Origin of the sequence: Phenylobacterium sp. (assembly GCF_965229015.1) — a bacterium.
GTDB lineage: Bacteria > Pseudomonadota > Alphaproteobacteria > Caulobacterales > Caulobacteraceae > Phenylobacterium.
Genome location: NZ_CBDDIM010000002.1, coordinates 629,497 through 651,318 on the forward strand (window position 1 = coordinate 629,497; position 21,822 = coordinate 651,318).

Sequence of the window (21,822 nt, forward strand, 5' to 3'; positions counted from 1 at the left end):
GGCCGGGATGACGTGGTGGGTTGGCTTGTGTCCCCCGCCCTTGACCCCGATCAATCCCACGGCCCCGCGCCTGGGCTTTGCTGCGGGAACGCAGACCCCCTCTTCGATTTTGCCGAATGCCCTCGGCGGACGTAAAAGCTAAGCCACGCGGCTTTCGGGGTTTCAGGAGACGTCCAATGGCTTGGGTGAAGACGGCGACAGCGGTCAGTGTGATGGCGCTCACGGCAGGGGCGGCCGACGCGCAGCAGAAGCAGGTCGTGACCGGCCCGGTGGCGGTCTACTGGATGAGCGCCCAGACGACGTCGGGCTTCGGCGCCGGGATGGCCGGCGGCGGCGCGGGCGGCGCGCGGCCCTCCATGGGCCAGATGATGGGCATGATGGGCGGCGGCGGCGGGGCCAGCAAGACGCTCACCCTGCAGCTCGGCTCGGCCCGCAAGCCAACGGGGGAGCCCACCGCCGAACACCTGCCGCCCCAGGCCCTCAAGGCCGGTCCGAGCCTGCCCCTGGTGACCCCGCGCGCCCAGCCGACCCAGCGCACGGAGGAGAGCCCGACCGTGCCGCGGGACTATCAGAAGCCCAAGGGCCGGATGCTGATCTTCTGGGGCTGCGGCGAGCACGCCAAGCCCGGCCAGCCGATCGTCATCGACTTCGCCCAGATGGCGGCCGGCAAGGCGCCCGCCGGGATGGAGGCCATGGGCCGCGGCCTGGCCATCACCCCGATGCAGCCGCCCTCGCCCACCCGCAACGCCACCTATGGCGAGTGGCCCAACGAGAAGACCCGCACCAGCGTGCCGGGGAACGGCTCCCTGGTGGGCGAGCACCTGATCCGCGGGACCTACAGCCCCGACATCCGCTTCAGCCTGAATGCGGGCCAGGACTTCCTCGGGCCGCTGAACCTCGTCACCAACGCCATCGGCGCCAGCGGCGCGGGCCAGCTCGGCTGGGGCGCGGTTCCCGGGGCCCAGGCCTATCTGGCCACCGCCATCGGCGGCGGCGAGAACGACACCGTGGTCCTGTGGACCTCCAGCGAGGTCCAGGCCTCGGCCTTCTCCCTGCCCGACTATCTCAGCAATGGCGACATCGCCCGGCTGGTGGCGTCGCGCGCCCTGATGGGACCGCAGACCACCGCCTGCACGATCCCGCAGGAGGTGGTGAAGGTCGCCCCCCAGGCCATGGTGCAGCTGGCGGCCTACGGGAACGAGACCAACCTCTCCTATCCGGCCCGGCCCGCCGATCCCAAGGTCCCGTGGAACATCGAGTGGACGGTGAAGGTCCGCTACAAGTCGCAGACCGGCGCCCTGCTGGGGATGGAGATGCCCGGCGGCGGCCCGCGCGGCCAGGCCGAGGGGCGTCCGGCCCCGGGCGCGCCGCAGACCGCGCCCCAGACCCCGGCCGAGGCCATTGGCGGCGCCTTGCTGCGCGGTCTGGGAGGTCGTATTCCCCGCTTCTGATCGGGCGGGCAGACGCCTCTAGAGAACGAGGCGGGCCTTGGCGTCGCGACTGGCGATCTACCATCCCTCGGGCCAGTTCAACCTGGTCAACAACCCGTTCGGCAAGGACGTGGCCAACCTGGAGCTGTTCCGGGCGCTGGCCGCCCATGGGGGCTTCGACCAGGTCAGCTTCCTCAGCCAGGCCAATATCAGCGACGCGGCCCTGCGCCAGGGCCTGCTGGGGGACGCGCCCGGCGGGGCGGCCCTGACCACCGCCAGCCTGCTGGCCCAGGGGCGGGTGGCCGAGGCCGGCGTCCTGCTGCGCGGCACCCCGGCGCTCTCCGACATCGCCTGGCTGCGGCGTCGCGCCGTGGGGGACCGGGCCTACAGCCTGATGGGTCTGGTCCACACCCTGGCGCCGCCGGCCCTGCGCCAGGACATGGCCACGGCGGCCATCTCCCCCATCCAGGCCTGGGACGCGCTCATCTGCACCTCGCCCTCGGTGCAGGACGCGCTCAACCGCATGTTCGACGAGTGGGCGGAGTTCCTCGGCGACCGCTTCGGGGGCGCGAAGAACCCCAAGCCGCGCCTGCCCCTGATCCCGCTGGGCGTCGACCAGCCGGCGATCCAGGCCCGCGCCGATCGCCCGCAGGTGCGCGCGCAGCTGCGCCAGGAACTGGGCCTGGGCGAGGACGACATCCTGGTCCTGTGGCTGGGGCGGCTCTCCTTCTTCGAGAAGGCCGCCCCCCAGCCCATGTTCCGCGCCGTGCAGGAGGCCGCCCAGGCCGCCGGCGCCAAGGTGGCCTTCGCCATGGTGGGCTGGTTCCCCAATGGCGACCAGGACCGGGCCCGCTACCAGCAGGCCGCTGAGGCCTACGCCCCCGACGTGGCGGTCCACTTCCTGGACGGCAACGACCAGGGCCGGGTGGGGGGCTTCTGGGCCGCCTCGGACATCTTCATCTCGCTGGTGGACAACATCCAGGAGACCTTCGGCATCACCCCGGTGGAGGCCATGGCCGCGGGCCTGCCGGTGGTGGTGAGCGACTGGGACGGCTACCGCTACACCGTCCAGGACGGCGAGCAGGGCTTCCTGATTCCCACCCTGGGCGGGCCGCCCGCCAGCCTGGGGATCGCCGCGGCCGAGCGGCACGTCCTGGGGCTGGAGTCCTACCAGCTCTATGTGGGGGGCCTGGCCCAGCACACCGCCGTCCATGTGGGGCGCGCGGCCGAGGCCATCGCGGCCCTGATCGCCTCGCCCGACCTGCGTCGCCGCATGGGGGAGGCCGGCCGCCAGCGCGTGCGGGCGGTGTTCGACTGGCCGGTGGTGGCCCGCCAGTACGCGGCCCTGGCCGACGAGCTGACCGCCATCCGCCTGGCCGCGCCGGCGGATGCGACCCGAGGCGGGCTCAATCCGGTGAAGGGCGATCCACACCGCGATTTCGCCGGCTTCGCCAGCGAGGTCCAGACCCTGGAGACCCTGCTCTGCGTCCGGCCGGGGGTGACGCCGGCCGATATCGACCGCGCCATGGGCCTGGAGCTCGACCGTTTCGCCAGTTCCTGGCGCTGTTCAGCCGAGGAATGCGCCGCGGTGCTGGCGGCCCTGGGGACGGCTCAGCGCACGGTGAAGGACATCCTGCTCACCTTCCCGCCCGAACGCCGGCGGGCCGTGCAGATGGGCCTGATGTGGATGTGCAAGCTCGGCATGCTGGACTGGCTGGCGGCCGGCGAGGATCAGGCCCCGATCTTGCGGGTGTAGAGCTGGCCCAGCGGCGCGCCGCGGAAGACGTTCATCTTGCGCTGGAAGATGTTGATGAAGGCGTCGATCGCCGGCTTGGGCATCTTCAGCACGTCCTGGGTCCCGGGCCGGTCCATGGACCACAGGTAGTCGTCAAAGATCATCACCCCGCCGACCCGCAGCAGCGGAAAGGCCATCACCGCGTCGGTCAGGACGTCGGGCGCCTGGTGCGAGCCGTCGATATAGATCAGGTCGAAATACTCGATCTTCCGCTGCGCGATCAGGTCGGCCAGGGCGAGGTTGGAATAGCTCTTCAGCTTGCGGATCTCGGCCTTGTGGGGGGTCTTGGTGCGGGCGATCTCGATATTGCGGTCGAAGCGCTTCTCGACGTCGGGCATCGAGGTCTCGATCTCGCCCCCCGGCTGGTGCTCGATCCCGCCGCCCCAGCTGTCGACGCAGAAGATCTCGATGTCGCCGCCCGCCGCGGCGGTGCAGTGCTCCACCATCCAGACGGTGGAACGGCCCTCGAAGGACCCGATCTCCAGGATCTTGCGCGGCTTGTCGCGCTCGACGATCTGCCGCCAGGTGGGGATGTTGCCCGAGAACCAGTCGGTGGAGAATTCGTAGAAGACGATTTCGGGCGGGGCTGCGCTGTCGGTCATCTGGGTCGCCTTGTGGGTGCGCGGTTGCGGCCACCCTCGTTGCATCCCCTATGTTGGCTCCCACCGGACGCGTCAAGTTCGCCGGGACATATCGGCCTTGGCGGCCCATGCGGCGAGATCGTGGTTGAATCGCCGCCAACGAACCGCTAGATACCCGCCCTTCGCCGACAGGCGATGCGCGCCCGTAGCTCAGCTGGATAGAGCATCAGACTACGAATCTGAGGGTCGGACGTTCGAATCGTTCCGGGCGCGCCAATTTTCCCAAGAAAATCAATGCGATGTGGCAGCCTCTCGGGGCCGCCCCCGACTAGAAACCGACTTTAGTCGGGGGTTTAGTCGGGGGATTTCGTTTGTGTTCTGATGGGCGTGCACTCTGTGGATCGTGGGAGTGGGCGCCAGATCGCTCGGATTGGGCTGCGGCAGTGATTTACCCTCGCGCTCTTGCGCGAGGCGCTGAGGCACAATCCTGACTCCCTGACCCAAATTCTGCACGCCGTTGTTGGCTTGCCGAAGGAAAAGCAGAATCAGTTCTCGTCGCTGCTTGAGCGCACCGAACTATCCAGCATCATCTCGGCGTCCAGCCTCATCGCCGACCGGATCGCGTTCCTGCGGACTCTCGAACAGGCGGTCTTCGATCCCCGATGGAGCAAAGTGATCCGGGAGAGGGGTGGGCTTCAAGACGCCTAGAGCGAGAGTGCGGCCGGGTTGGCCGTGACGGGTTGAGGTCGCGGGAGAGGCTCGCGGCGCCCGTCGCGGAGATCCGCGATGCCACGCAACGCCGCTCGCGCTCGGTCCGGCCAGGCCCGGACGAGCCTATACCAAGACATCACTGACAAGATCATCGCCGAGTTGGAGGCCGGCCGCCTGCCGTGGGTCCAGCCCTGGGCGGCCAACAAGACGACGCTGGCCATGCCGAGCAACGCCGCCACCGGTCGGGCCTACTCCGGGATCAATGTATTAATCTTATGGGGCGCCGCCATCGACCACGGCCATGGCAGCCCATCGTGGCTCACCTTTCGCCAGGCGCTGGGGCTGGGGGGCAATGTCCGCAAGGGCGCGCATGGCGTGACCGTGGTCTTCGCCGACCGCTTCACGCCTAGCGACGAGCGGCAGCGCGTCGCGCGCGAAGGCGGTGAGGCGAGCGCCGTCCTCTTCCTCAAGCGCTTCACGGTGTTCAACATCGACCAATTTGAGAATCTGCCGCAGGACATCGCCCCGCCGCCCGCGCCGATCCCTGACGGATTGATCGCGCCGCAGGCCGAAGCCCTGATCGCCGCGACGGGCGCAGACTTCCGAATCGGCGGCGATCAGGCCTTCTACAGTCCGTCGCATGACTTCGTGCAGGTCCCTCGGCCCGACGCCTATTTCGAACCGATCAATTGGCACCGGACCGCGCTGCACGAACTTGGCCACTGGACGGGTCATTCGGCGCGGCTGGCCCGGGATCAATCGGGCGCCATGGGTTCGGCGCTCTACGCCAAGGAGGAATTGGTCGCCGAAATGACCAGCGCCTTCGTCTGCGCCTCGCTCGGCATCACGCCCAGCGTCCGCCACGCCGACTATCTCGGCGCCTGGCTGGATGTGCTGCGAGCGGACAATCGCGCCATCGTCCGCACCGCCAGCGCCGCGTCGAAGGCCGCGGACTATCTCCTGGCCTTCCGGCGCGACGCGCCGGCCGCCGCGGTGGCCGCGTGACGCGCGTCCCGCCTGCGCTGCCGGGGCGGTGGATGGGTCACAGAGGAAGAGGGGGGCGGGAGCTTCGTGACGGGCTTGAAGGTCGAGAGAAGGTCTCGCGGCCGGCCCGTCATGGAGCCCTACCATGACCCAGGTTCAGAAGATCGTCCTCAGCGCCTCGCGCGACATCCCCTTCAACAAGCTGGTGCTGAGCCAGTCGAACGTCCGGCGCGTCAAGGCCGGCGTCTCGATCGAGGAGTTGGCCGAGGACATCGCCCGGCGCACCCTGCTGCAGAGCATCACTGTGCGGCCCGGGCTGGACGCCGACGGCGCCGAGACCGGCATGTTCGAGATCCCGGCCGGCGGTCGCCGCTACCGGGCGCTGGAACGGCTGGTGAGGCAGAAGCGCCTGGCCCGCACCGCGCCCGTCCCCTGCGTGGTCCGCACCGATGGGATCGCCGAGGAGGACAGCCTGGCCGAGAACCTCCAGCGTGCGCCGCTGCATCCGCTCGACCAGTTCCGCGCCTTCCTCGCCTTGCGCGAGAAGGGCCAGAGCGAGGAGGAGATCGCGGCGGCCTTCTTCGTCGGTGTGCAGGTGGTTCGCCAGCGCCTGCGCCTGGCGTCCGTCTCGCCCAAGCTTCTGGAGGTCTATGCCGAGGACGGTATGACCCTTGACCAGCTCATGGCCTTCTCCGTCGGCCCCGACCACGAACGCCAGGAACAGGTCTGGGAGGCGATCCAGCGGGGCTACAACAAGGAAGCCTATCAGATCCGCCGCCTGCTGACCGAGGGCGCGGTGCGCGCATCCGACCGGCGCGCCCAGTTCGCCGGGACGGACTACGAGGCCGCCGGCGGCGCCGTCATGCGCGATCTCTTCCAGCATGACGAGGGCGGCTGGCTGCAAGACCCCGGCCTGCTCGATCATCTGGTGGCCGAGAAGCTGGAGCGCGAAGCCGACGCCATCCGGGCGGAGGGCTGGAAGTGGGTCGAGGTCGCGACCGACTTTCCCTATGGCCACACCTTCGGCCAGCGGCGGCTGTCGGGCGAGGCGGCCGCGTTGACGGATGAAGAGGCCGCGACCCAGGTCGCGCTGAAGGCCGAGTACGAGGGTCTGGAAGAGACCTATGCCGAGGTCGAGGATCTGCCCGACGAAGTCGACCAGCGGCTCGGCGAGATCGAGACGGCCCTGGAGGCGCTCCAGAACCGTCCCGTCGTCTACGAGCCCGCCGATGTCGCCCGCGCCGGCGCCTTCGTCAGCGTCGATGCGTCGGGAACGCTGCGCGTCGAGCGCGGCTATGTCCGCCCGGAGGACGAGCCGGTGGTCGAAGAGCCCGACGCCGACCCCGCCGATCCGGCGGCGTCGGACGAGCCCGAACATCACGACGATGACGAGGCGGACGTCGTGGCCGCTAAACCGTCGGAAGAGGACGAAGGTCTCCGGCCGCTTCCCGATCGCCTCGTCACCGAGCTGACGGCGCACCGCACCCTGGCGCTCCGCGAGGCCCTGGCCGGTGACCCGGACCTGGCGTTCCTCGCGATGCTGCATGTCCTCTGCCTGAAGCTCTTCTACCGCTATGGCTTGGACTCCTGCTTGGAGATCGAGGCCAAGAGCGTCGTGTTCGGCCAGCAGGCGCCGGGCCTGGCCGATACGGTGAGCGCCAAGGCGGTCGAGGCGCGCCACCGGACCTGGACCGACCAACTCCCCGGCGATCCCGGGAGTCTGTGGGACGCGCTGGCAGCCTTCGACCTCGACAGCCGTCAGGCCCTGTTCGCCCATTGCGTCGGCCTGACCTTGAACGCCGTCCACGAGGCCTGGAACCGGCGACCGAAAGCGTTGGCCCACGCCGACCGTCTGGCCCAGGCCCTGGGTCTCGACATGGCGGCGGTGGGATGGACGCCGACCGTCGACAACTTCCTGGGCCGGGTCACCAAGGCGCGCATCCTTCTCGCTGTCCAGGAAGCCAGGGGCGAGGCCGCCGCCCAGCGGATCGATCATCTCAAGAAGGGCGACATGGCGACGGAGGCCGAACAGGTGTTAGCAGGGTCGGGCTGGCTTCCGGAGCCCCTGCGCACCCCGCGCGCGCGCTCGTCGGACCCTGTGGTGGAAGCCGAACAGCCGTCCGTCGACAACGTTGAGGCGCCGTCGGCGGCGATCGGCGGCGAACAGGCTATCGACGCCGGACCGGACGATGAGGATGCTGGCGGTCGGCAGGCGGACCCCCACGCCTTCGCCGCCGAGTAGGTCGAGCCCCTGATCGACCTGAGGGACCCGTCGTCTGCGGCGGGTCCCTTTTCTTTGGGAGCCATGCCATGCGGACGACCGCGTCCGACCTGGCGCACCGCCTTGCTGATCACGCCGAGGCCGTGTGCCGCCACTACCTCTCCAAGGGCCGGCGCGAAGGCCGTTACTGGCTCGTTGGCGATGCTCGGAATACACCGGGACGCAGTCTCTATGTCCGACTGCGGGGCTCGGACGAGGGGCGGGGCGCCGTGGGCAAATGGACCGATGCGGCCACGGGCGAGCATGGCGATCTGCTCGACCTCATCGCCCTGAACCAGGGTCTCCACCGCTTGCGCGACACCTTGGACGAGGCGCGCCGGTTCCTCGCGCTGCCAAGACCAGAACCCGCTACGGCGCCACGCCGCCGCCATGTCAGGGCGTCCACGGGATCGCCACAGGCGGCGCAACGCCTGTTCGCCATGTCGACGTCGATCTCGGGCACGATCGCGGAGGCCTATCTGTGCAGCCGTGGCATCGCCGATCCACGGACCAGTGCCGCGCTGCGGTTCCATCCGCACTGCTTCTATCGCCCCGGCAAGGACGATACACCCGACGCCAGAACGGCGTGGCCCGCGATGATCGCCGCCGTCACCGACCTCGCCGGCCGGCAGACCGGGGCGCATCGCACCTGGCTGGATGACGCCGTCTGCGCCAAAGCCCCGGTCGCGTCCCCGCGCCGGGCGATGGGACACCTCCTGGGGCAGGGTGTCAGATTCGGCGTCGCGCATGACGTCATGGCGGCCGGCGAAGGCATCGAGACCTTGCTGTCGCTAGGCCGCATCATGCCGGACCTGCCGCTTGTCGCCGCCCTCTCGTCGGCGCACCTCGCCGCCCTTCTTCTACCCCCGACCCTTCGGCGCCTCTACATCGCGCGTGACGACGACCCGGCCGGCCACGCGGCGGCCGCGACTCTCGCCGAGCGCGCCGTGAACGCCGGGATCGAGGCGGTGGTCCTTTCGCCGAGCCTGGGCGACTTCAATGACGACCTGCGCCATCTCGGCGCCGGCCGCTTGGTCGCGGGGCTGCGATCCCAACTCGTTCCCGAGGACGTCCGCCGATTTCGGAGCAGGGTCCACGTGAGCGGGGGCCTGGGCACCCAGGACGGTTCGGGGTCGCTTGCGGAAAGGCACCGGTCGGCATGATCGCGGGCCGTCGGAGAGCCGCCGTCCACGGCCTTCTAGAGGGCGATCGGTCGGCAAGCAGCCCGGCCCCGCAACGGCGGGGGCGGCTATTTTCCGCCGCCGAGCAGGCTCGGCTTTGCATCGCGAGCCAAAATAGCCGCCCCCGCCGTCCTCCGCTCCGCTGCGGCCGTGCCGGTGCGGGGCCGGTCCGCTCGCCTCCAGAGGATCGCCACGAAGTCCGCGATGGGCGCGGCCGATCCGACAAAGGCCTGACATCATGACGACCGATCCCTTCCTCGACGACGAACCCGAGCACGCCGCGTCTTCCACCGCCCACCTGATCGACGACCTCGCCCTCTACGGCTACCGGCCCCTCGACGACGCGCCAGACTCGCGGCCGTCGCCTGAGGCCAATGCGATCGCCGGCGCCGTGGCCGACATCTTCGACGCCCTGGTCTCCACCCTCGCCGACACCTGCCTCGAACCCGATCTGCAGGAACTGCTCTGGTCGGCGGTCAACCTCTTCCACCGCGCCGCCGATCGGGTGCAGCGACGACTTGACGACAATGAGGCCGCCCAGAAACGCAGCCAGCGCGAACAGGACGGCTCCGAGGTCCGATCGGTCGAACTGGAACGCCTGCTGGCGGACGGTCTGGTCCTCATGGAACGCCGCGACGGCCTGGAACTCTACCGCGATCAGGCGGCCGATCAGTTCCAGATCCACACGGGTTCGCCTTGGTCGACGCGCTCAGGCTCGAAGGTCAACCACCGTGCCCTGACCGCCGCGATGATCGACAGCCGGGACTATCTCGCCGCCAAGCGCCGCGCCGACACCGTGGCTCTGTTGCCGGCAGGTCCGAAGATCGCCTTCACGGGCGGCGCGGCCTACAACGATCACGCCCGCATCTGGGACGCGCTCGACAAGGTCCGCGCCAAACATCCCGACATGGTGCTGCTGCATGGCGGCACGCCGACCGGCGCCGAACGCATCGCCGCCTGCTGGGCCGAGGCCCGCAAGGTCACCCACATCGCTTTCAAGCCCGACTGGACGCGCCACGCCAAGGCCGCCCCGTTCAAGCGCAACGACAAGATGCTCGAGGTCCTGCCGATCGGGGTCCTGGCCTTCCCCGGCACCGGCATCAACGCCAACCTGGCTGACAAGGCCAAGATGATGGGCATCCCCGTCTGGCGGTTCGGCGAGGGCGGCGCGTGAGCGCCCAGCCCGCTCACCCCCGCCCGCGATTCCAGGAAGGACGACGATCGGCTATAGTTCGCGCGCGCCGTGGTGGTGGTGGAGGCGCGCCCGTTCGACCCTTGTCACGGAGACCATCACCATGATCGCCATCGGCCTCATCCTCATGATCGTCGGCCTGGCGGCCGTCTGCTGGCTGCTGTTCAGCCTGGCGATCTACGCCCTGCCGCTCTTGGCCGGCTTATCGGCTGGCCTCTACGCCCACGGCACTGGCACCGGCCTATTCGGCGCGATCCTTGTCGGCATCCTCGCGGGCGCCGCCACGCTGGTCGCTGGGCAGGTGGTGTTCGCGACGGTGCGGCCGCCGCTGGCGCGGGTCGCCGTGGCCCTGGTGTTCGCCATCCCGGCCGCGGTCGCCGGCTATCACGCAACCCACGGCCTCGCAGCGCTCACCGTTCCGGCCGAGCCCTGGCGGCAGGCCTTCGCCGTCGTGGGCGCGATCATCGTCGGCGCCACGGCGTGGGTGCGGCTGGCCGCCTTGTCAGATGGCCCCGTCCGCGAACAGATGCGGCCTGGGCGCCCAAGGACACGCAAAGTGGTCACGCTCCGCGCCCCACACGGTGTCCGCCGGCCGTGATTTGACGGACAAGACGTCAATGAGACGGGAACTCAGCCCGATCCGAAACGCACCGGCGGGTTTTCTGGTCGCCCGCCCGCGCTCGGCGTCTTCAGGGCGCCAGAGATGGGCAAATCATCGTCGCTGCTTCGGTGATTTGCCTGCCGGCGGGAAAAGTACTGCAGCCAGATCGTCGGGTTTTCGGTGTTTTCCTGGCACTTGAAAGCTGCACCAGAAAGCTTGGAGGGGTCGATAGAGGCTGAATTGGGAGGCTGTTTTTCTTCAGTCGAGCGCTGAATATCTTGCATTCCGCGGCCACCATGTCATCGCTAGGGCGTGATTGGCACTCTCTGTGTCCGAGTGCCAAACTGGCTGCAAAATGCGCGAGCCCCGCCCGACCAGGAGACTTGAACATGGCGTTTCGTCCGCTTGGCGACCGCGTTGTCATCAAACGCGTCGAAGAAGAAGCAAAGACCAAGGGCGGGATCATCATTCCTGACACCGCCAAGGAGAAGCCGCAGGAAGGCGAGGTCGTCGCCGTCGGCCCGGGCGCTCGCGACGAGGATGGCAAGCGCGTCCCCATGGATGTGAAGGCCGGCGACCGCATTCTTTTCGGCAAGTGGTCCGGCAGCGAAGTGAAGATCGACGGTGAGGACCTCCTGATCATGAAGGAGTCCGACATCCTCGGCCTCATCGAGCCCGTCCCCGCCCAGGCCAAGGCCGCCTAGGCGGCTCCCCAGACCCCTTTCAGCCCCTAGCTTCTTCGAAAGACCAGGCAGATGGCCGCCAAACAGGTTCACTTCTCCTCCGACGCGCGCGACCGCATGCTGCGCGGCGTCAACATCCTCGCCAACGCCGTGAAGGTCACCCTGGGGCCCAGGGGCCGCAACGTGATGATCGAGAAATCCTACGGCGCCCCGCGCTCGACCAAGGACGGCGTCACCGTCGCCAAGGAGATCGAACTTGAAGACAAGTTCGAGAACCTCGGCGCCCAGATGATCCGCGAGGTCGCCTCCAAGACCAGCGACAAGGCCGGCGACGGCACCACCACCGCCACGGTCCTGGCCCAGGCCATCGTCGTGGAAGGCCTCAAGTCGGTGGCGGCCGGCATGAACCCGATGGACCTGAAGCGCGGCGTCGACAAGGCCGTGGTCGCGGTGGTGGAGAGCATCAAGGCCTCCTCCCGCAAGGTGACCACCAATGACGAGATCGCCCAGGTGGGCACAATCTCCGCCAATGGCGACGAGGAAATCGGCGCCATGATCGCCAAGGCCATGGCGCGGGTCGGCAACGACGGCGTCATCACCATCGAGGAAGCCAAGACCCTGGAGACCGAACTCGAAGTGGTCGAGGGCATGCAGTTCGACCGCGGCTACCTGTCGCCGTACTTCATCACCAACGCCGACAAGATGGAGGTCGACCTCGAAGAGCCCCTGATCCTGCTGTTCGAAAAGCGCCTGTCATCGCTCCAGCCGCTGCTGCCTCTGCTCGAAGCCGTGGTCCAGAGCGCCCGTCCGCTGCTGATCATCGCCGAGGACGTCGACGGCGAAGCCCTGGCCACCCTGGTGGTCAACAAACTGCGCGGCGGTCTCAAGGTCGCGGCCGTCAAGGCTCCGGGCTTCGGCGATCGTCGCAAGGCCATGCTGGAAGACCTCGCCATCGTCGCTGGCGGCCAGGTCATCTCCGCGGACCTCGGCATCAAGCTGGAGAATGTCACCCTCGACATGCTCGGCAGGGCCAAGAAGGTCACCGTCACCAAGGACGACACCACCGTGATCGACGGTGCGGGCGACAAGGCGGCGATTGCGGGCCGCATCGTTCAGCTCAAGGCCCAGATTGAAGACACCACCTCCGACTACGACAAGGAAAAGCTGCAGGAACGCCTGGCCAAGCTGGCCGGCGGCGTTGCGGTCATCAAGGTCGGCGGCTCAACCGAGGTCGAGGTGAGGGAACGCAAGGACCGCGTCGATGACGCCCTCAACGCCACCCGGGCGGCGGTCGAGGAAGGCGTTGTACCGGGCGGCGGCGTCGCCCTGCTCAAGGCCTCCAGGGCCCTGGACGGCTTCAAGGGTCTCAACCCCGATCAGGACGCGGGCGTCGCCATCGTGCGGCGCGCGCTTCAAGCTCCGATCCGCCAAATCTCCGAGAACGCTGGCGTGGAAGGCTCGATCGTCGTCAGCAAGGTGCTGGAGCACGCCTCGGCCACCTTCGGCTTCAACGCCCAGACCGAAGAGTACGCGGACATGGTCCAGGCGGGCGTGATCGACCCGACCAAGGTGGTCCGCACCGCCCTGCAGGACGCAGCCTCGGTGGCCGGCCTGCTGATCACCACGGAAGCGGCGGTGGCCGAAGCTCCCAAGAAGGGCTCGGGCGCGCCGCAGATGTCGGACGGTGGCATGGGCGACATGGGCTTCTAGGTACGGCCTCCGCTCCCCATATCATTGGCGGCGTGGCTCCTGGCCGCATCCATGAGTTTCTGACTCGGCAGGATCGCGCCGGGCGAGATTGAAGAAGAGACCACCGACGGAAATCATCGCGGCAAGGGCGGCCATTGAGATCGCCATCATCGAGAACGAGTTGGCCAGGTGCGATGGCCCGTAACGATTGTGTGAAATTCAAGAACGACCAGGGCGTCCCGGAGATCCGAATCGGGGTCAAGGCGTTCAAGTGCGCCGGCGCTTCCGCACCCCAAGACCATCCGCACATCCATCTTGATATGGGCGCGGCGGACACGATCCTCTGTCCCTATTGCGCGACCGTGTTCCGCTATGATCCCCGCCTCGGTCCGCGTGAAGCCGACCCGCCGGGCAGTTCCTTCATTGACGACTTAGGAAAATGAGGAGGAAGGCTTGTTGCCCGAAAACCTCGGGCAAAGGCTCGTCAGGGGCATCTCGTCGAGGGGGCGACCGCCCGATATGGCTCGAAAGCCGACTCCGGCGTGTCCGGGAAACGATAACCAGGCGGACAGGTGAACGCTTGTCCGGATCCCCTACCTAGATGACGAGTTTCCGGACAGTTTGATTTCCGGACGGAAAAACGGACACTGATGGAACTCCAGTGCTCAGAGTGCCAGGCGTCCAGTTGACTGGCGCAGAGCGTGACCAATTTGTGTGTCCTTGGGCGCCAGCCTATTTGGCTGTGGGCGCCCGGCGTACGTGGCCACAGGCGCCCAGATCGGTGACTGCTTCCACGAAGGCGCTGCGCAGGCCGTTTCGACCTACGCCGGCCATACGCCCGCGCCGACAGGAAGCTGGCCGGGGTCCTTGCCCCTGATGAGATGGCGGCGGGCTCGTGTGCGGGTCTTCGGACTCGGCCGAAGTGGTGATCGTCCTGCGGTGGCGCCTCGCCGCTCAGGCGCCGATTTCGGTCCGGCCCACATCATCCGTGCCCCGGGGAGGTCTTTCGTCCGAGGTTCGGATTTGACCGTTTGCACAAGCTCTGCGCCCATCCGCGACGAGCACGAGATCGGATCCTGAAACGCATTGCCGGCCTCCTCCGTAGAGGTGGATGGTTGCCTGAGGTCGGAGCGCTTTGATGCCTGTCCGGTCGCTTGCGGCCCGCGCGGCCTCTCAATGGCCTGATCTGGCCGAAGGCCGGCTGCGCCTCGATCGCCTCAGCCGCAACGCCGTCGGGCAACTTTCTTCCCCTGGCCTGCGGCCATTCCTCGCGGACCAAGAAACTCGTCCAACGTCATCCTCCGCTGCGCTCCGGCTTGGCTGCGCCAAGTGCGGCGCCGATCGCCTCCGGCCTTGGGATCGCCATCGAGCCCGCGACAGGCGCGAGCCCGAGAACAGGAACCAAGGAGCACGACAATGGCGACCATCGGCACCTTCAAGAAGGCCGGCAACGAGTATCAGGGTGAGATCGTCACCCTCAGCGTCCAGGCCAAGGGCGTCCGCTTCGTCCCCGAAGCCAACCGCTCGGGCGACAACGCCCCCAGCCATCGGATCTATGTGGGCCGGGCCGAGATCGGCGCCGCCTGGGCCAAGACTTCCAGCGAAGGCCGCGACTACCTCTCGGTCAAGCTGGACGATCCGAGCTTCACCGCCCCGATCTTCGCCAACCTCTTCGATGACGAGGACAGTGAAGCCTACACCCTGATCTGGTCGCGCCCGCGCAAGACCAGCGGCGACTAAGCCCGCCGGCCGGCCCCGCTCCCGCCCGAGCGGGGCCAAGCCGATCGGTGGCGGCGGTTCAGCCGCCGCGCATGATTGCCGGGCGATGCCGCCCGCGCATCTCCGCGATGTCGCGTGACGCCCATCCCGACGCCGGCAAAGGCCGCTAAACTGAAGGCATGATCGGTGGAGGCGCCTAGGGAGGAAGACCCGTGACCGACTTTCTAGACGAACCGCCGCAGCAGCCGTCCCTCACGGATTATGATCGCGCCCACCTGAGGACTTACCTGCGCCTGCTCGACGCGGCCGACGACGGCGCCGACTGGCGCGAAGCCGTCTCGGTGATCTTCGGTCTCGACATCGCGGACGATCCGGATCGCGCTCGGCGGGTCCATGACAGCCACCTCGGTCGCGCGCGCTGGATGACCGAGCACGGCTACCGCGACCTGCTTCGCCAAGCTCCCGGCTAGGTCGCCGGGCGATGCCGGGGCGACATCGACCGGCGCCCTTTCCACGACTTCCCGCCCGGCACGTCCGTCGCAAATCGTAAGGGCGCTCGCCCTGGAGGCGATCCGAACGCGGAGCAGTCCATGTCGCCCGACGCGTCCCGGTGGCGATCCTCGGCCGAGTACGACTATCTCGACGACCTCATCGCGTCCGACCTCGCCTGGGAATACCTGCGCCGCAACCCCGAGTACCAGCGCGACTATGCGCAGATCGGCGGGCGCGCCACCGGCGTCGAGCAGGCGACCAAGCGTCTTCGCCTGCGCTGGGGGTTGCGATTTCGCGGTTCACCCGGCGCTCAACACCACGGCGCAGCCGGTGTTCTGGACGCCGGAAGCCGACCTGGCGACGGTGCTCCTGACCCCCTCGCCCTCGACGGCCGGGGTCCCTGCCGGCGTATTGGCGGCGGCTGACGACGACCGCACGCGGACCGACGCGCCTGGACGGGGCCTGGTTCTGGGCGACGGCGTCTCCGCGATCCATGTGGCGCTCCTCGCGGCTGCGGCCCCCGATCAGCCGCTCGCCGTGGTCATCCCCCTGGACGCCGACCTTCCCGCACGACTCGCCGCGGCCACCCGCCTCTGGCGCAGCCTGCAGGCCGGTGCGGCCGCGGACGATCCGCTCACGGCCCAGAAACGGCGGCGCATGAAGCAAATGCTGCGCGCCGTCGATGGACGCGCTTGCGGCGCCGCCCATCGTGAGATCGCCCAAGCGCTCTATGGCGCCGAGCGCGTCGCGGCCGAGGCCTGGAGGATCTCCGCCCTGAGGGACGCCACGATGCGGCTGGTTCGCGACGGCCTGGCCATGGTGCGTGGCGGCTATCGCACCCTCCTTCGTCCGCACCGCCTCTCTCGCTGACGCCGACCTTCCGGGGGCGAGGCGGCCCCGGGTGCGGTTTCGCAGCGGAATCTTCGCACTCCCTCGCCATGGGCAGACCCCGCCACCGTGTCCCCAGACCCCCGACGCCATCCGGCGGAGCGCGGGGACGACAGGGAGGCTCGATCATGTCCGCCACACCGCCTGGTGCTTCGCCGCGGTTCCTGCGCACCCCCGAGGCCGCGCGCTATCTCAGCCTGTCGCATCGCACCCTCGAAAAACATCGCACCTACGGCACCGGTCCGGCCTACCGCAAACTGGGCGGCCGGGTGGTCTATGCGGTCGAGGATCTGCAGGCCTGGGCCGACCGCGGGGCCAAGATCTCGACCTCCGATCCGGGCGTCGGAACCGTCCTGCCGGCCAAGCGCTTCGCCCGCCCTGACGGCGACCTCAGCGCCGGCCGGCGTTGAGACGGGCGGCGCCGACGATGACAAAGCGTTCCACCTTCCCGCCCAGCGAACGCGAACGGCTCGATCCGTTCGTCGTGGCCGCGGGCGACGCCAGCCCGCGCGATCAGCGCGATCTGATGGAGCGGCCGTTCTTTTCCTTGTCCAAGTCACACCGCACACGGCCGATCCTCTACAAGGCCGGCGACGTCGAGGTGCAGGTCCACGGCCTGCCCGAGCACGGGATGGCGACCATCTGGGACGCCGACGTGTTGATCTGGGCGGCCTCGCAGATCGTCGAGGCCGAGAACCGGGGCTTTCGAACCTCCCGCCTGCTGCGCTTCACGCCCTACCAATTGCTGACGGCCGTCGGCCGGGCGACCGGGGCGACCGAGTACCGTCTGCTCAAGAGCGCGCTCCAGCGCCTGCAATCGACCGTGATCGCCACCTCAATCCGCCAGGGCGAGCATTGGCGGCGCCAACAGTTCTCCTGGATCAACGAGTGGGAGGAGCTGGCGACGCGGTCGGGCCGGGTCGAGGGCATGGAGTTCATCCTGCCCGACTGGTTCTACCGCGGCGTCGTCGACCGCTCCCTCGTCCTGGCCATCGACCCGGCCTACTTCCGCCTGACCGGCGGCATCGAGCGCTGGCTCTACCGCGTCGCGCGTAAGCACGCCGGCCGCCAGAGGGGTGGCTGGGTCTTCGACATCGCCCACCTGCACGCCAAGTCCGGCAGTCTCGCGCGGCCGTCCGACTTCGCGCTGGATCTCCGCCGCATCGCCGCGCGCCAGCCGCTGCCGGGTTACCGGCTCACCCTTGAGCGCTTACCCGGTCGCGAGCGCCTGCGGATCACGCCGCTCGATCCCTCCACGCCTGTGGACGGACCTGTGACTCGGGTCGTGACATCAGGCGCAACAGGTGTCGGGACATCGGGCGCAGGCCTATCGGGAGATCAGGCGCACGCCCCGCCGCCAAGCCCTTGGCCGGACGGGGAAAGCCGCACCGCTAACTTGGACTCTAACCGAGAGTCTAACTCTCCTATTGTAGACGGGCTTCGGTCTGATCGTTCGCTCGGCGGGGACGCGCCATGAGCGCCGACCTGACCGTGGTCCACCTGCTCTGGGTCGAGAAGCGTGTCGAGCGCTGGATCCGCTTCGGCCGCGTCGTCCACGAAGAGATGCTTGACCGCCGCCGGCGTGTCGTCGGCTTCGCGCCCAACAGCATCTTCGCCTTCGTCCGCTGGGCGGCCAACGACTATGGCACGGCCGTCTCACGGCTCGACGTGCTGCGCGCCGTCTCGCCCGGCGAGGCCTATTGCACCGTGCCCTGCGTGGCGCCCGGCGCGGACATCCTCCTGCGCACCTTCGGCTGGACCCACACCGAACGCGCGCTCAAGGCCATCGACGCCATCGAACGGGGCGGCGTCGATCCTTGCGACGTGGCGCCAGACCACTGGCGCCACGTCCATGACCGGCTCGCCGCGCGCGAGGCGCCGCGGCCCTATACGCGTGAGCGCCATCGGGCCTGGCTTCTGCGTCGGAGGCTGCAGTGACCTCGCGCGCCTGGCTGCCGCTCATGGCCGCGGCGCTAGCGGTGACGGCCACGGGCGTCACCCTGTGGCGAGATCCGCCGCCGATGCTCGTCTGGAACATCACGGCGAGCGCGCCGATGGGCCTCTACCGGGTAAGCCGGGCCGACCCGTTGCGCCGCGGCGATCTTGTCGTGGCCAGGCCTTCCGGGCGGTTGGCCGCCTTCCTTGCCGAGCGCGGCTACCTCCCTCTCGGCGTGCCGCTGATCAAGCCGGTGGCGGCGCTTCCCGGGCAGCGCGTCTGCCGTGTCGGGAGCGCCATCATGATCGACGGCGCCGTGGCCGCCGACGCGCGCCGGCATGACCGCTGGGGACGGGACCTGCCGGTCTGGTGGGGCTGCCGGACGATCGCGCGGGGCGAGGTCTTCCTGATGAACCCGGCGCGGCGGGACAGCCTCGACGGGCGCTACTTCGGCGCCTTGGCCGCCACCTCCGTTGTCGGCCGCGCGCAGCCGCTCTGGGTCTTGCCAGGGCCCGACGACCGCAGCCCGTCGGCCGAGCGCCGGCGCTGAATCCGCCTTCTCACCCCAGCCAGATGGAGATCCCCATGGCGCGTATCGGAACCTTCACCCGCACCGCTGACGGCTTTGCCGGCCGGCTGCATCTGCTCACAACCGAGGTCGACCTCCTCCTCGTCCCGGCCAGCCCCGCCGGCGGCGGCAAGGTGCCGGACTATCGGATCTTGCGCGCGGGCGACGATGGCGGCGAGGTCGGTGCAGGCTGGAACCATACCGGCGAGAAGGCCGGGGCCTACATCTCGCTGGTGCTCGACGATCCCACCTTCGCGCAGCCGATCCGCGCCAATCTGTTCCGATCCGACGCCGACGACGGCGTTTTCCATCTGCACTGGACCCGGTCCCCGCGGTGGCAAGGACGGGACCAGGGCTGATGGCTCCGGGCTCGTCGTCTCGGCGGCGGCGCGCGGAAGTCATGCGTCGCCGGCTCGCCTGGATCGCGCTCGCTGTGCTCCTGGCGGGTCCTGCGACCCCCTTGGCGGCGCCGGCAGGTTCGACGTTTGATACTCCGATGCCGCGCGACGGGATCGCCGCGCATGTCGCCGAGGCGGCGCGGCGGTTCGGTCTTCCCGAGGCCTGGATCGAGGCCGTGATGCGCGCAGAGAGCGCCGGCGATCCGCGCGCCGTCTCCTCCGCCGGCGCCATGGGACTGATGCAACTGATGCCGGCGACCTGGGCCGACCTGCGCATTCGATACGGATTTGGCGGCGATCCCTATGATCCCCGCGACAACATCCTCGCCGGCGCGGCGTACCTGCGCGAACTCCACGACCGTTATGGTGCGCCCGGATTCCTCGCAGCCTACAACGCAGGACCAGGGCGCTACGAGGACGCCCTGACGACGGGCAGGCCCTTGCCGTCCGAGACGCGCGCCTACCTCGCCAAGCTGGCGCCGGTCGTGGGCCTGATGCGCGGCCGGGGCGTCATTCTCCAGCGTGTCGACCTCACCGCCTGGACCCGATCGGCGCTATTTGCGGACCTCTCGACCGTCGCCGACACCGGTCGAGATGCCGCCGATCCACCATTGGACCGTCCTTCCTCCGCCCGATCCGACGCTCATCGCTCCGTCCAGGCCGTGGACCACGCTGGTATTTTCGTCCGCCGTTCTCATCAAACGACGGCGCCATGACCGTGATGGTCCGGCGGCGAGCGTCTTCGGCTTCCGGCGAACTCCGGCGTGGGATTGTGTCGGGCGCATCGAAAGCGAAGGCTCGATTGCGAGATAAAAGCACCGCCGTCGGCGGGTGCTCTGGGCCTTGGTGGGATTGGGTTTTCAGCGCCATCGCCTCAAATGGCCTGCTGGCGTTCCCGGGCAATTCATCAAATCTTTCAATGATTCTAGCGCCGTCGCCGCGCCATCGGCTCGCGAGCATCATCCGGTGAACGACTCCGATGATGACTTTCGGATTCGGCCGGGACGGGGACGTGACGGGGGGCGTCGCGTCGAGAGCTTCGTGGGTCAGGTCAAGCGCGCGACGATGAAGGCCGGCGGCCGGGGCGTGGGTCCGCCCAAACGCACCGGCGGCGGTTCGCGCTTCGGGCGGGGACGCGGGGCGGCCCTGCGCCGGGGCTTGCGGGCGAGGGCGCGGCGCGTGGTGGTCAAGGCCAGGATCGTGCGCCATGCCGGGTCACGGTTCCGCGCCGCGCCCCTGGCCCGCCACATCGGCTACCTCGAACGCGAAGGCGTCACCCGCGACGGACAGCGGGCGCACATGTTCGACATCGGCGCCGAGCAAGCCGACGTCGCGGGGTTCGCCGAGCGGTGCGAGGGCGACCGCCACCATTTCCGGTTCATCGTCTCGCCCGAGGACGCCGGCGACATGGCCGACCTGCGCGCCTTCACCCGCGAGCTGATGGAGGACGCCGAGCGGGACCTCGGCACAAGGCTCGACTGGGTGGCGGTGGATCATTGGAACACCGACAATCCCCACGTCCATGTCCTGGTCCGCGGCCGGGCCGACGGCGATGAGGACCTGGTGATCGGCCGCGACTACATCAGCCGGGGCTTGCGCGCCCGCGCCGAGGAGCGCGTCACCCTCGAGCTGGGTCCGCGCAGCGAGCGAGAGATCGAAGCGGCGCTTCAACGCGATGTCGCGGCCGAGCGGTGGACGGGCCTCGACCGCGCGCTGCAGGCCGCGGCCGATGCGGGCGGCGGCCTGGTCGATCTGCGGCCGCACATGCCCGCCCCCGATCCCGAACTGCGCCGCCTGATGGTCGGTCGCGCCATGACCCTCGAGCGCCTGGGACTGGCCGATCCGGCGGGCGTGGCGCGCTGGAGCCTCAAGCCCGGGTTGGAGGAAACCCTGCGCGATCTGTCGATCCGTGGCGACATCATCAAGACCCTGCATCGGGCGATGGGGCAGGCGGGGCGGACGGCCGATCCGGCCGGGTTCGCGGTGCACGATGAGGATGTGCGCGATCCGGTCCTGGGCCGGCTGGTCGAGCGCGGCCTGCATGACGAGCTGGCCGGCAGCGCCTACGCCGTGATCGAGGGCGTCGACGGCCGCAGTCACCATCTGCGCTTCGGCGATCTTGAGATGACCGGCGATGCAAAGCCCGGCGCGATCGTGGAGCTCCGGTCCTGGGAGGACGCCCAGGGCCGCTCCCGCCAGGCGCTCGCCGTGCGATCCGACCTGCCGTTGGAGGCGCAGGTCCAGGCGCCCGGCGCCACCTGGCTGGATCGCCAGCTCGTCGCCCGCGAGCCCGTCGAGACAGGTGGGGGATTCGGGGCCGATGTTCGCGACGCCCTCCAGCGTCGCACCGAGCATCTGATCGACCAGGGGCTGGCGCGGCGTCAGGGTGGGCAGGTGGTCTTCGCTCGCGATCTCCTGAGCGCCCTGCGGACCCGTGAACTCGGCGCCGTCGCCACCAACCTCGCCGACGACACCGGCCTTGCGCACCGCCCGTCTGCGCCGGGTGAATTCGTAGCGGGAACCTATCGTCGGCGCCTGGACCTGGCCTCGGGCCGCTTCGCGATGATCGACGACGGATTGGGCTTCCAGCTCGTGCCCTGGCGGCCAGCGCTCGAGGCCCATCTGGGGCGTCATGTCTCGGGATCGATGACGCCCGGTGGCGGCATCGATTGGAGTTTCGGCCGCCGCCGCGGCCTAGGGCTTTGAGCGGGGCA

23 protein-coding genes, 1 tRNA gene and 1 pseudogene are annotated in these 21,822 nt (G+C 69.1%); 23 read left to right on the top strand and 2 right to left on the bottom strand.

Annotated features, from left to right (window positions below; translation table 11 throughout):
* The first annotated feature begins 176 nt into the window (after nucleotides 1-176).
* A complete protein-coding gene (locus tag ACO06I_RS19365; protein WP_421934258.1) occupies nucleotides 177-1,451 on the top strand; it encodes a hypothetical protein in 1,275 nt (424 codons plus the stop codon).
* Between the two features lie 37 nt (nucleotides 1,452-1,488).
* Nucleotides 1,489-3,186: a glycosyltransferase family 4 protein gene (locus ACO06I_RS19370; protein ID WP_421934259.1), complete on the top strand. Its 1,698-nt coding sequence runs from the start codon at nucleotides 1,489-1,491 to the stop codon at nucleotides 3,184-3,186.
* Here ACO06I_RS19370 and ACO06I_RS19375 read toward each other — a convergent pair.
* Nucleotides 3,162-3,827 (bottom strand): class I SAM-dependent methyltransferase, encoded by a 666-nt coding sequence (locus ACO06I_RS19375; RefSeq protein ID WP_421934260.1) that lies wholly within the window; start codon nucleotides 3,825-3,827, stop codon nucleotides 3,162-3,164. The two genes, ACO06I_RS19370 and ACO06I_RS19375, sit on opposite strands and share 25 nt — an antisense overlap.
* A 178-nt stretch (nucleotides 3,828-4,005) precedes the next feature.
* Between ACO06I_RS19375 and ACO06I_RS19380 the strand changes: the two genes are divergently transcribed.
* From ACO06I_RS19380 to ACO06I_RS19410, 7 genes are all read left to right on the top strand, one after another.
* Nucleotides 4,006-4,082: transfer RNA gene (locus tag ACO06I_RS19380), tRNA-Arg, on the top strand.
* Between the two features lie 186 nt (nucleotides 4,083-4,268).
* Nucleotides 4,269-4,514 carry a hypothetical protein gene (locus tag ACO06I_RS19385; RefSeq protein WP_421934261.1) on the top strand — a complete coding sequence of 82 codons (246 nt, stop codon included), beginning with the start codon at nucleotides 4,269-4,271 and terminating at the stop codon, nucleotides 4,512-4,514.
* A gap of 78 nt (nucleotides 4,515-4,592) precedes the next feature.
* On the top strand, nucleotides 4,593-5,522 hold the full coding sequence (locus tag ACO06I_RS19390; protein ID WP_421934262.1) for an ArdC family protein: 930 nt from the start codon (nucleotides 4,593-4,595) through the stop codon (nucleotides 5,520-5,522).
* 124 nt (nucleotides 5,523-5,646) lie between these two features.
* Nucleotides 5,647-7,743, top strand: coding sequence for a ParB/RepB/Spo0J family partition protein (locus tag ACO06I_RS19395; protein WP_421934263.1), 2,097 nt, complete (start codon nucleotides 5,647-5,649; stop codon nucleotides 7,741-7,743).
* Between the two features lie 68 nt (nucleotides 7,744-7,811).
* Entirely contained in the window at nucleotides 7,812-8,924 is a 1,113-nt protein-coding gene (locus ACO06I_RS19400; protein ID WP_421934264.1) for a DUF7146 domain-containing protein, read from the top strand.
* A gap of 256 nt (nucleotides 8,925-9,180) precedes the next feature.
* Nucleotides 9,181-10,116, top strand: coding sequence for a DUF2493 domain-containing protein (locus tag ACO06I_RS19405; RefSeq protein ID WP_421934265.1), 936 nt, complete (start codon nucleotides 9,181-9,183; stop codon nucleotides 10,114-10,116).
* Nucleotides 10,117-10,237: 121 nt separating this feature from the next.
* Nucleotides 10,238-10,732, top strand: coding sequence for a hypothetical protein (locus ACO06I_RS19410; protein WP_421934266.1), 495 nt, complete (start codon nucleotides 10,238-10,240; stop codon nucleotides 10,730-10,732).
* Nucleotides 10,733-10,764: 32 nt separating this feature from the next.
* Here ACO06I_RS19410 and ACO06I_RS19415 read toward each other — a convergent pair whose 3' ends face one another.
* Nucleotides 10,765-11,019, bottom strand: coding sequence for a hypothetical protein (locus ACO06I_RS19415; RefSeq protein ID WP_421934267.1), 255 nt, complete (start codon nucleotides 11,017-11,019; stop codon nucleotides 10,765-10,767).
* A 105-nt stretch (nucleotides 11,020-11,124) separates the two neighbouring features.
* On the opposite strand from ACO06I_RS19415, the gene groES reads away from it, so the two are divergent.
* From groES to ACO06I_RS19485, 14 genes and pseudogenes are all read left to right on the top strand, one after another.
* Complete coding sequence (gene groES, locus ACO06I_RS19420; RefSeq protein WP_421934268.1) at nucleotides 11,125-11,439, top strand: co-chaperone GroES; 315 nt, start codon at nucleotides 11,125-11,127, stop codon at nucleotides 11,437-11,439.
* 51 nt (nucleotides 11,440-11,490) lie between these two features.
* Nucleotides 11,491-13,128: a chaperonin GroEL gene (gene groL / locus ACO06I_RS19425; protein ID WP_421934269.1), complete on the top strand. Its 1,638-nt coding sequence runs from the start codon at nucleotides 11,491-11,493 to the stop codon at nucleotides 13,126-13,128.
* A gap of 173 nt (nucleotides 13,129-13,301) precedes the next feature.
* Nucleotides 13,302-13,550 (top strand): zinc-finger domain-containing protein, encoded by a 249-nt coding sequence (locus tag ACO06I_RS19430; protein WP_421934270.1) that lies wholly within the window; start codon nucleotides 13,302-13,304, stop codon nucleotides 13,548-13,550.
* A gap of 973 nt (nucleotides 13,551-14,523) precedes the next feature.
* Nucleotides 14,524-14,847, top strand: coding sequence for a DUF736 domain-containing protein (locus ACO06I_RS19435; RefSeq protein ID WP_421934271.1), 324 nt, complete (start codon nucleotides 14,524-14,526; stop codon nucleotides 14,845-14,847).
* A 191-nt stretch (nucleotides 14,848-15,038) separates the two neighbouring features.
* Nucleotides 15,039-15,296: a DNA -binding domain-containing protein gene (locus ACO06I_RS19440; protein ID WP_421934272.1), complete on the top strand. Its 258-nt coding sequence runs from the start codon at nucleotides 15,039-15,041 to the stop codon at nucleotides 15,294-15,296.
* A gap of 120 nt (nucleotides 15,297-15,416) precedes the next feature.
* Nucleotides 15,417-15,743, top strand: coding sequence for a transcriptional regulator domain-containing protein (locus tag ACO06I_RS19445; RefSeq protein ID WP_421934273.1), 327 nt, complete (start codon nucleotides 15,417-15,419; stop codon nucleotides 15,741-15,743).
* Nucleotides 15,649-16,188 carry a DUF2285 domain-containing protein gene (locus ACO06I_RS19450; protein ID WP_421934274.1) on the top strand — a complete coding sequence of 180 codons (540 nt, stop codon included), beginning with the start codon at nucleotides 15,649-15,651 and terminating at the stop codon, nucleotides 16,186-16,188. The genes ACO06I_RS19445 and ACO06I_RS19450 overlap by 95 nt, the downstream gene beginning before the upstream one ends.
* A 146-nt stretch (nucleotides 16,189-16,334) precedes the next feature.
* Entirely contained in the window at nucleotides 16,335-16,616 is a 282-nt protein-coding gene (locus tag ACO06I_RS19455) for a helix-turn-helix transcriptional regulator (RefSeq protein WP_421934275.1), read from the top strand.
* A gap of 17 nt (nucleotides 16,617-16,633) precedes the next feature.
* Nucleotides 16,634-17,452, top strand: a pseudogene (locus tag ACO06I_RS19460) (replication initiator protein A); the annotation flags it as partial.
* 227 nt (nucleotides 17,453-17,679) lie between these two features.
* Entirely contained in the window at nucleotides 17,680-18,144 is a 465-nt protein-coding gene (locus tag ACO06I_RS19465) for a DUF2840 domain-containing protein (protein WP_421934276.1), read from the top strand.
* Nucleotides 18,141-18,692, top strand: coding sequence for a S26 family signal peptidase (locus tag ACO06I_RS19470; protein ID WP_421934277.1), 552 nt, complete (start codon nucleotides 18,141-18,143; stop codon nucleotides 18,690-18,692). The genes ACO06I_RS19465 and ACO06I_RS19470 overlap by 4 nt, the downstream gene beginning before the upstream one ends.
* A gap of 35 nt (nucleotides 18,693-18,727) precedes the next feature.
* Complete coding sequence (locus tag ACO06I_RS19475) at nucleotides 18,728-19,069, top strand: DUF736 domain-containing protein (RefSeq protein ID WP_421934278.1); 342 nt, start codon at nucleotides 18,728-18,730, stop codon at nucleotides 19,067-19,069.
* 137 nt (nucleotides 19,070-19,206) lie between these two features.
* Nucleotides 19,207-19,824, top strand: coding sequence for a lytic transglycosylase domain-containing protein (locus ACO06I_RS19480; RefSeq protein ID WP_421934279.1), 618 nt, complete (start codon nucleotides 19,207-19,209; stop codon nucleotides 19,822-19,824).
* A 250-nt stretch (nucleotides 19,825-20,074) separates the two neighbouring features.
* Nucleotides 20,075-21,814, top strand: a complete 1,740-nt coding sequence (locus tag ACO06I_RS19485) for a relaxase/mobilization nuclease domain-containing protein (protein WP_421935105.1) — start codon at nucleotides 20,075-20,077, stop codon at nucleotides 21,812-21,814.
* Nucleotides 21,815-21,822 lie beyond the last annotated feature (8 nt).